General features: G+C 30.2%; 8 protein-coding genes and 1 rRNA gene. 7 read left to right on the top strand and 2 right to left on the bottom strand.

From position 1 onward, the window contains the following. The first annotated feature begins 28 nt into the window (after nt 1-28). The 7 genes from rrf to KQI38_RS18855 all read left to right on the top strand — a co-directional run bounded on the left by rrf (nt 29) and on the right by KQI38_RS18855 (nt 7796). Nucleotides 29-145 (top strand): 5S ribosomal RNA (rrf, locus tag KQI38_RS18885). A 391-nt stretch (nt 146-536) separates the two neighbouring features. Beyond that, nucleotides 537-2243, top strand: coding sequence for a sigma 54-interacting transcriptional regulator (locus KQI38_RS18880; protein ID WP_216562228.1), 1707 nt, complete (start codon nt 537-539; stop codon nt 2241-2243). 313 nt (nt 2244-2556) lie between these two features. After that, nucleotides 2557-3318, top strand: a complete 762-nt coding sequence (locus tag KQI38_RS18875; protein ID WP_216562226.1) for a 3-hydroxybutyrate dehydrogenase — start codon at nt 2557-2559, stop codon at nt 3316-3318. A 147-nt stretch (nt 3319-3465) separates the two neighbouring features. Then, nucleotides 3466-4764, top strand: a complete 1299-nt coding sequence (locus tag KQI38_RS18870) for a GntP family permease (RefSeq protein WP_216562224.1) — start codon at nt 3466-3468, stop codon at nt 4762-4764. Nucleotides 4765-4842: 78 nt separating this feature from the next. After that, nucleotides 4843-5787: a 3-hydroxyacyl-CoA dehydrogenase family protein gene (locus KQI38_RS18865; protein WP_216562221.1), complete on the top strand. Its 945-nt coding sequence runs from the start codon at nt 4843-4845 to the stop codon at nt 5785-5787. Between the two features lie 103 nt (nt 5788-5890). Continuing rightward, a complete protein-coding gene (locus KQI38_RS18860; protein ID WP_216562219.1) occupies nt 5891-6919 on the top strand; it encodes a YkvI family membrane protein in 1029 nt (342 codons plus the stop codon). Nucleotides 6920-6983: 64 nt separating this feature from the next. Next, nucleotides 6984-7796, top strand: coding sequence for an alpha/beta fold hydrolase (locus KQI38_RS18855; protein WP_216562217.1), 813 nt, complete (start codon nt 6984-6986; stop codon nt 7794-7796). On the opposite strand, the gene KQI38_RS18850 is transcribed toward KQI38_RS18855, so the two are convergent. Next, on the bottom strand, nt 7780-8235 hold the full coding sequence (locus KQI38_RS18850; RefSeq protein WP_216562215.1) for a cation transporting ATPase C-terminal domain-containing protein: 456 nt from the start codon (nt 8233-8235) through the stop codon (nt 7780-7782). The two genes, KQI38_RS18855 and KQI38_RS18850, sit on opposite strands and share 17 nt — an antisense overlap. 6 nt (nt 8236-8241) lie before the next feature. Next, complete coding sequence (locus KQI38_RS18845; protein WP_216562212.1) at nt 8242-9069, bottom strand: HAD-IC family P-type ATPase; 828 nt, start codon at nt 9067-9069, stop codon at nt 8242-8244. Nucleotides 9070-9174 lie beyond the last annotated feature (105 nt).

The following is a 9174-nucleotide window of genomic DNA, read 5'->3' as shown; positions in this document are numbered from 1 at the left end:
CATGAATATTGTATAGAAGTAGTTTTCGTCTGGTGACGATAGCAAGATGGACACACCTGTACCCATACCGAACACAGAAGTTAAGCATCTTAACGCCGATGGTACTTGGTTGGAAACGATCTGGGAGAGTAGGAAGTTGCCAGGCTACATAAAATTAATAAAAAGCTCTATTACGTTGGTCGTAGTAGGGCTTTTTTTTATGACCTAACTTAGCGAACGATAGTGAGCTTTAGTAGGTCAAACGCAACGAATGCCAAATTCATGCGAATGATAATGAGCAAATGAATTTGTGCAGTGAGACTGCGGAAGATGACCTAACTTAACGAACGATAGTGAGTTTTAGTAGGTCAAAGGCAATGAGCACCAACCTTAATGTAGAATTTATCGTTGGGAGTGTCCGTTAGGACCAAATCTATGCGAGCGTAGCGAGTAAATAGATTTGAGTTGCGAGACTATTGTGTTATATTTTAAATAAAGTTAGATTTATATAATTTATGGTATAATTATATTAGAATATAAATAGGAGTGGGCAAATAATGTCTAATAACGGGATAAATTTATATAATCTAGCTAATTCTTTAAACATAGGTATTTTAGTAGTAGATGAATATTGTAATATAAATTTTTTTAATAGTGAAGCTTTAAATATATTAGAATTATTTGATGAAAATAATCTAAACAGAAACCTATCTAATATCCTATCGAATTTTAAGATTAAATCCTTTTTAAAGTCTAATAAAAAACATGAATCCCAGAAACTAAAATATAATGGCAAAGATATTATTGTAATAAAAAAGGCAATTTCTAATAATGATACTAATGAAGGAGCCTATATAATTTTTCAAAAATTAGATACTTATAAAGAATTTATTAGACAGTTTGATGATGAGATAGAAGCATCTTCTCTATTAAATACAGTAATGGAAGCCACAAATGATGCTATTGTTTATGTTAATAAAGATGGATATATAGAAATGTTAAGTAATCCTTATGCGGAATTCTTAGGAGTAGATAGAGAAGTGGCAATAGGCAAACATGTACGAGAAGTTATAGAGAATACGAGAATGGATATTGTAATAAAGACAGGAATACCAGAAATTGCCCAAGTTCAAGAGATAAATGGTAAAAATATGATAGCTACTAGAATACCAGTATTTGTTAATGGTAATGTAGTAGGTGCTGTAGGTAAGGTATTATTTAAAGATGTAGATGAATTAAATTCCCTATATATGAAGATAAATAAAATTGAGAAAGAATTGAATCTATATAAGGATGAATTTAAAAAAGTAAACAAAGCAAATTATGCTTTAGATAGCATTATAAGTATAAGTAAGTCTATGGAAAGCCTTAAGGAACTTACAAAAAGGGCAGCAAAGACTAATTCAAATGTTTTAATTTTAGGAGAATCTGGTACTGGAAAAGAATTATTTGCACATGCAATTCATAATAACAGTAGACGTATAGATGCACCTTTTATTAGAGTAAATTGTGGAGCAATTCCATATGAGTTATTAGAATCAGAATTATTTGGATATGAAGAAGGTTCTTTTACAGGTGCTAAAAAAGGAGGAAAGATTGGGAAGTTTAAGGCTGCAGATGGAGGTACTATCTTTCTAGATGAAATTGGTGATTTACCTATGAATATGCAGGTGAAATTATTAAGAGTTCTCCAGGATAAAGAAATAGAGAGAATAGGTTGTAATTATTCAGAGAAAATTGATATTAGAGTTATAGCAGCAACTAATAAAGATCTAGAAAAAATGGTATCTGAGGATATGTTTAGATTAGATTTATATTATAGATTAAATGTAGTGAGTATAAAAATCCCTCCTTTAAGGGAAAGAAAGGAAGATATAACTATCCTTTCCAAGTATTTAGTAAACAAGATATCAAAAGGAGAAAATATAAGAGTAGATAAGATATCAGAGAGTACAATAGAATATTTAAAAAATTATGATTGGCCTGGAAATGTAAGGGAGTTAGAAAATATCCTAGAAAGGGCTATAAATTTCTTAGAAGAAGAAACAATAATCAAGCCAGAACATTTACCTACTAAAATTACAGGTATGACTCGAAATAAGCAGATGAAAAGTTTAAAATCCATTTTAGAAGAAGTAGAAAAACAATCTATTATAGATAGCCTAATAATTGCTAATGGCAACAAAACTTTAGCTGCCAATACATTAGATATTAGCAGGACAAGTTTATATGAAAAGATTTCAAAATATGAAATAGATATGTAATGTTATTTTCCTCACAATTAAAAGAATTGTCAGAAAAATTTACGAAAAACTAGAAAATGAAGATTTGATGTAAGGAAAAACTTACACTCTATAGATTTAAAGTAAGTTAATGTAAGTATAACCTTACATTAACTTTAAATTATTATATTTTTAAAAAAACAAAATAAAAAAACAAGTATATTTTATGAGAAATATACTTGTTTTTTTATTTAAACGGGGATATTTAGATAAAAAACTAACATTCATACCAAAAATCAATGGCATGGATTTTGCTATATTAATAGTTAAACAATTAAATTAAGGAGGTATAAGGATGTTAGAAAATAAAGTATGTATTGTGACAGGAGCAGCCAGTGGAATTGGATTAGCCGTTGCGGAAGCTTTTTCTAAAGATGGTGCTAAGGTAGTTATGGCTGATATTAATGAAGAAAGATTAAAAAATGAGTCACAAAGAATAAGTGCAGATTATTTTAAGGTAGATTTAAGCACAAGAGAAGGGTGTAAGGATTTAGTCGATTATACTTTAGATAAATATTCAAAGGTAGATATTCTTGTAAATGTGGCAGGAATTCAAACAGTATCTCCAATAGAAGATTTTCCAGAGGATAAATGGGATTTTATGATTAATTTAATGTTAACGGCTCCATTCTTACTAACTAAGTATGTATGGAATTCAATGAAAGAACAAGGTTGGGGAAGAATAATAAATTTAAATTCAATTCATGGATTAGTAGCATCTGAATTTAAAGTTGCTTATGTTTCAGCTAAACATGGTCTTTCAGGACTAACAAAAACTACTGCTTTAGAAGGAGGACCTTATGGAATAACTGTAAATTCAATTTGTCCAGCATATGTTAGAACTCCTTTAGTGGATAATCAAATTGATGCTCAAGCAGTATCCCATGGAATATCAAGGGAAGAAGTTATTGAAAAAGTAATGTTACAAAAAGCAGCAGTTAAAAAACTAATAGAGCCTGAAACTATTGCAGATGTGGCTAAATTTTTATGTTCAAATGCAGGAACTCATATTACAGGATCAACACTTACAATAGATGGCGGTTGGACAGCTGGCTAAAAATACTGAAGTTTTAATAGAAAAACAAAAGATAAAATAATTCTCATTAGAAACAAAAGATAAGGCTATTAAAAAACAAAAGATAAGATTTTTTAAAAGACAAATGATAAATAAAATATCAAGTAAAATAAAAGGGGGAAGTAAATTATGCTAGGTATTATTATCGGATTAGTACTATTGATGTTCTTAGCTTATAGAGGATACTCTATAATTTGGATAGCTCCTCTATGTGCATTAGTAGTAGCCTTGACAGGCGGTCTAGAACTGCTCCCAGCATATAAAGATACTTATATGGCTGGTTTTGTAGGCTTTACAAAATCTTGGTTTCCAGTATTTATGTTAGGCGCAATATTTGGAACATTGATGGATTATACTGGTGCAGCTAAGTCCATAGCTAAATGGCTTACAAAAGTACTAGGTGCAAAGAGAGCTATCCTTAGTGTAGTAGTAGGCTGTGCAGTATTGACTTATGGTGGTATATCTCTATTTGTAGTTGTATTTGCAATGTATCCTTTGGCATTAGAATTATTCAGAGAAGCTAATATTACTAGAAAGCTTATTCCTGGAGCAATAGCCCTTGGATCATTTACCTTTACAATGACAGCATTGCCAGGAACACCTCAAATTCAAAATTTAATTCCTACGGATTATTTTAACACAACACCTACAGCAGGTCCAATTATGGGCTTAGTAGCTTCAGCTATATTATTAGGTGGAGGATATGCATATCTTGTATGGAGAGAGAAAAGATTTACAGCTAAGGGTGAAGGCTTTATTGAGCCTGAAAAGAAAGGAAATGTAAATTCTGAAGCTGAAGTACAAGAACTTCCAAATCCATTTCTTTCATTTTTACCTTTGCTTACTGTAATATTAACTTTAAATATAGAAAGGTTAAAATGGGATATAGTAGTATGTTTATTAGCCGGTATAATCATGGCAATGATAACTAATCCTAGCAAATACAAAGGTTTTACTAAATCCATTAGCGGAGGAGCAACATCATCAATTACTGCAATTATAAATACATCTGCTGCTGTTGGATTTGGTTCAATAGTAAGAGCAGTACCAGGGTTTCAGACATTAACAGATTTACTTCTAGGGATAAAAGGTTCTCCCCTTATTTCAGAATCAATAGCAGTAAATATTTTAGCTGGTGCAACAGGCTCAGCTTCAGGAGGAATGGGTATAGCATTAGAAGCTTTGGGAGCAAAATATTATCAATTGGCTTTAGAGACAGGTATTAGTCCTGAGGCTTTCCATAGAATAGCTTCACTTTCATCAGGAGGTCTTGATACACTTCCACATAATGGGGCTGTATTGACTTTACTTGCTGTTACAGGTATGACTCATAAGGATTCATATATAGATATATTTGTTACTTCAGTAGCTTTACCAGTGGTAGCCACTATTGCAGCTATAATTCTTGGAAGTTTAGGAATTTATTAGAAAAATAATAAGAGATAAATATCTCCCCATCTAGTATAATAATTAGATGGGGAGATACGATTAAAAGGAGGTTACAAGATGAAGATAGACGATATTAAAAAGATAGGTATAGCAGGGGCAGGAACTATGGGATCTGGTATAGCTCAAATATTTGCACGAAAGGGATATGAAGTAGTTGTAACTGATATTAAAGAAGAATTTCTAAAAAGTTCTAAAAGATTAGTATCTATATTTAATAGTAGTTTAATAGAAGAAGGTCTTATGGCAGAATCAGAAGTTGAAAATACAGTGAAAAATATAAAATATTCCATAGATAAAAAAGTTTTTTCTGACTGTGATGTAATAATTGAAGCTATTATAGAAAAAATGGATATAAAACAGGATTTCTGGAGAGAAGTGGAAGAAATAGCTAAATCTGATGCTATATTTGCAACAAATACCTCTGGTCTTAGTATTACGGAAATATCTAAGAAAGTAAAAAATAGGGATAGATTTATAGGAATGCATTTTTGGAATCCACCTCATATTATTCCATTAGTTGAATTAATAAGAGGAGAAGGGACAAGTGGTGGAACTGTAGATATATTATTGAAATTAGTAAAAAAAATAGATAAGGAGCCAGTAGTTGTACAAAAAGATGCTCCAGGATTTATTGGTAATAGAATACAGTTTGCAGTATTTAGAGAGGCATTGAATATAGTAGAAGAGGGAATAGCTACTTTTGAAGATGTGGATAGGGCTATGAAATATGGACCTGGATTTAGATATCCAATAATAGGCCCTTTAGAGACAGCGGATTTAGGAGGGTTAGATACATTCTACTATATATCTTCATATTTATTTAATGATTTATCTGATGTAAAAGAACCACAAGAAGTATTGAAGAAATTAATGGATAATAATGAATTAGGCGTTAAATCAAAGAAAGGTTTCTATGATTATTCAGAAGGTAAAGATGAAGAAGCTATAAAAAGAAGAGATAAAATGTTCTTCAAGATGTTAAAATATATTCATAATGCATAGAATAAGGTTCTACTCCGTACTGGGAGTAGAACTTCTTTTTTACTAAGTTGTTATAGGATAAGCTCTATTCTAATATTATTAAATATTAGAAAGGGGGAAGATGATGAAGAAGATAATCAATAGAAAATGGATGAAAGTAGCATCAATATATGTAGGTACAGTTATAGGTGCAGGTTTTGCTTCTGGTAGAGAAATTATAGAATTTTTTGGAGTATATGGGATAAAGGGAATTTTTGGAGTAATAATATCAGGAATATTATTTTCTTTGATAGGAGGATTACTTCTTTTAAAGATATTCAACAATAAAATAAGTGGATTTCAGGAATTAATATGTAAATTATTTGGAAAAAAATTTGGATTAATATTAGATAATATAATGACAATTTTCTTATACACAGGATTTAGTGTTATGGTTGCAGGTAGTGGTGCAATATTTGAGGAGGAACTAGGTTTATCTTTTAACCTTGGGATTATTGTAATGATAGTTTTGTCGTTTATAGTATTTCTATTTAGTTTAGAAGGACTTTCTTTTATTAACTCTTTGTTAGTTCCTTTACTTATTATAGGCATTATATTTACATCTATATATTTAAATATAAAAGAAGGATATGATTTATCAAATATAAATGGAGTAAATTTGACACTGAAAGGAAATTTTCTGTCTTCCTCTCTTTTATATTTAGGCTCCAATTCCCTAATTATCATCATAGTATTCTCGTCCCTATTATCATTGGTAGATAGCAAAAAAACAGCTATTTTAGGTGGTGTATCGGGAGGAATAATATTATTTATCCTTGGTTTATCTATATTAAGTTCCATGCTTGTTTATTATGATGAGGTAGCTACTATGGATATTCCGATGCTAAGAATATGTAATTATATAGGAAGTGGATATAGAAAGTTTTATTCAATTATACTATGGGCTGCCATGTTTACAACTGCATTAGCTAATGGTTTTGGCATTATAAATAAGGTTTCTAAGAGTAAATATAAGAATCTTATAATAACCTTATTCTGCTTGCTATCCATTCCATTAGCCAAATTTGGATTCTCCAATTTAGTGGCGACATTATATCCAATTTCTGGGGTAATAGGATTTGTACTTTTAATTTTTATTTTAGTAATATTATAAAAGTTTTTTAAATTACTTAAATGATATATAATTATTAATGAAGAATAAATAGGATGTGATAATGATGGAGTTTTTTACTACAAGTGATAATGTGAAACTATATTATGAAGTAAAAGGAGAAGGATTACCAATAATTTTTATCCATGGATTCTCAGAGGATCATAATTCATTTAGAATACAACAAAGAGTATTATCTAAGAAATATAAAATAATAACCTATGATTTAAGAGGTCATGGCATATCAGATAGGACAGATTATGGATTAAATTTGGAGAGATTTGCATTAGATTTAAGAGAGTTTATAGGATATCTAGAACTAAAAGATGTAATATTAGTTGGTTGGTCAATGGGAGCATGGGTTATATTTGAATATATAAATTTATTTGGATTAGAAAAGATATCTAAAATATGTATTGTAGATAAAAGTCCTAAGGCCATAAATGATAATACTTGGGATTTAGGTTTATATCATGGTAAATATACTATGGAAAATGCATTAAAGGATTTAAGTTTAATCAAAGAAAATTGGATAGGATTTGCAGAAAAATTTATAAGAAACATGGCGCCTTATTTTAGTGAAAAACAATTTAATATTTCAATGGATAAGATGAAAAATAATTCTCCTCATGTAATGTATTCAATGTGGAAATCTATGATAGAAAAGGATTATAGAGATACTTTGAGTAAAATACACATACCAACTTTAATTATATTTGGAGGAAAAAGTACTTTCTATTCAGTTGATGCAGGAAAATATCTTAAGGAAAATATTAGAAATTCAGAATTAATAATATTTGAAGATCACACCCACTTATTGGTATTAGAAAACCCTATTAGATTTAATAGGGTTTTAGAGGAATTTACATCCAAGTATTAAACTTTTTAATATAAATATTTTTAACAATTTGTGTAAGAATGGAATAGGCTAATAATATTCCTATTAACCAAGGAAAATAACTTGCTGGTAGGGGAACAAGTCCTATATAAGTTCCAAATTCAGTATATGGAATTAATATTCCTACACTTATTATTATGAATGTCATTATCATAAGTGGAGTAGAAGCTCTACTTTGTAAAAATGGAATCTTCTTTGTCCTTATCATATGGACTATTAAGGTTTGCGATACAAGGCCTACTATAAACCAACCAGATTGAAATAAAGGCTGTAATTCTATTGTATTTGCCTTAAACATAAACCACATAATAGCAAAGGTAGCAATATCAAATATGGAACTAATAGGTCCTATATATAACATAAACTTACCTATTTTATCAGCATTCCATTTCTGAGGTGTTCTTAAATATTCTTCATCCATATGATCTCATGGTATAGCTATTTGAGAAATACTATAGAGTAAGTTTTGCACAAGTAACTGTATTGGCAACATTGGTAAAAATGGCAGAAATGCGCTAGCTGCTAATACACTAAATACATTTCCAAAGTTGGAGCTAGCAGTCATATTTATATATTTAACAATATTTCCAAATACCCTCCTACCTTCAATAACTCCTTTTTCTAAAACATTTAAGTCTTTTTCAAGTAATATTATATCGGCAGACTTCTTGGCTATATCAACTGCTGTATCTACAGAAATGCCTACATCAGCTTGTTTTAGGGCTTGAGAATCGTTGATGCCATCACCTAAGAAACCAACAACATGACCATTATTCTGTAGAATAGAAATAACTCTTTCTTTTTGCATTGGAGATAGTTTTGCTAGGATACTGGATTTTGAAGCTGTTTCATATAATCTTTCATCTGTCATTTCTTCTATATCTATACCTAAGACAACATTATCTATAGGAATCCCCACATCTTTGCATATTTTTTTAGCAACTATATCATTATCTCCAGTTAATACCTTTACGTCTACTCCGTGTTCATATAATGCCTTTATTGCAGAAACAGCTGAATCCTTTGGAGGATCTAAAAATCCCATATATCCAATAAGAACCATATTACTTTCATCTTTAATACTAAACACATTTTCATCTGGTACATTGTTTTTTTGAGCTATAGCAAGAACTCTCATACCGTCTTCATTAAGTTTAGTTACCATATCCATGACTGTTGCTATTAACTCTTCAGTTAAAGGTAAAACATCTCCATTGATTTCTACAAAAGAACATATAGAATGATGTGACCCCAATAAGTTAGACTTTGTAGCGTAGTAGTTTTGTGAACTGCTACGCTATTTTTTATGCAGCCGAAAGGCTAAGTCTGTATTCTACAGGACTCATCCATCCAAGCTTCT

The sequence above is a fragment of the Tissierella carlieri genome (assembly GCF_018917285.1).
GTDB lineage: Bacteria > Bacillota > Clostridia > Tissierellales > Tissierellaceae > Tissierella > Tissierella carlieri.
Note: the sequence above shows the minus strand (reverse complement) of the source record. Positions and strands in the feature narration are given on the sequence as shown.

Bases quoted from the DNA above. Each gene is read 5' to 3' on its own strand.
- KQI38_RS18880 (WP_216562228.1), top strand. From the start codon at position 537: ATGTCTAATAACGGGATAAATTTATATAATCTAGCTAATTCTTTAAAC.
- KQI38_RS18875 (WP_216562226.1), top strand. From the start codon at position 2,557: ATGTTAGAAAATAAAGTATGTATTGTGACAGGAGCAGCCAGTGGAATT.
- KQI38_RS18870 (WP_216562224.1), top strand. From the start codon at position 3,466: ATGCTAGGTATTATTATCGGATTAGTACTATTGATGTTCTTAGCTTAT.
- KQI38_RS18865 (WP_216562221.1), top strand. From the start codon at position 4,843: ATGAAGATAGACGATATTAAAAAGATAGGTATAGCAGGGGCAGGAACT.
- KQI38_RS18860 (WP_216562219.1), top strand. From the start codon at position 5,891: ATGAAGAAGATAATCAATAGAAAATGGATGAAAGTAGCATCAATATAT.
- KQI38_RS18855 (WP_216562217.1), top strand. From the start codon at position 6,984: ATGGAGTTTTTTACTACAAGTGATAATGTGAAACTATATTATGAAGTA.
- KQI38_RS18850 (WP_216562215.1), bottom strand. From the start codon at position 8,235: ATGGATGAAGAATATTTAAGAACACCTCAGAAATGGAATGCTGATAAA.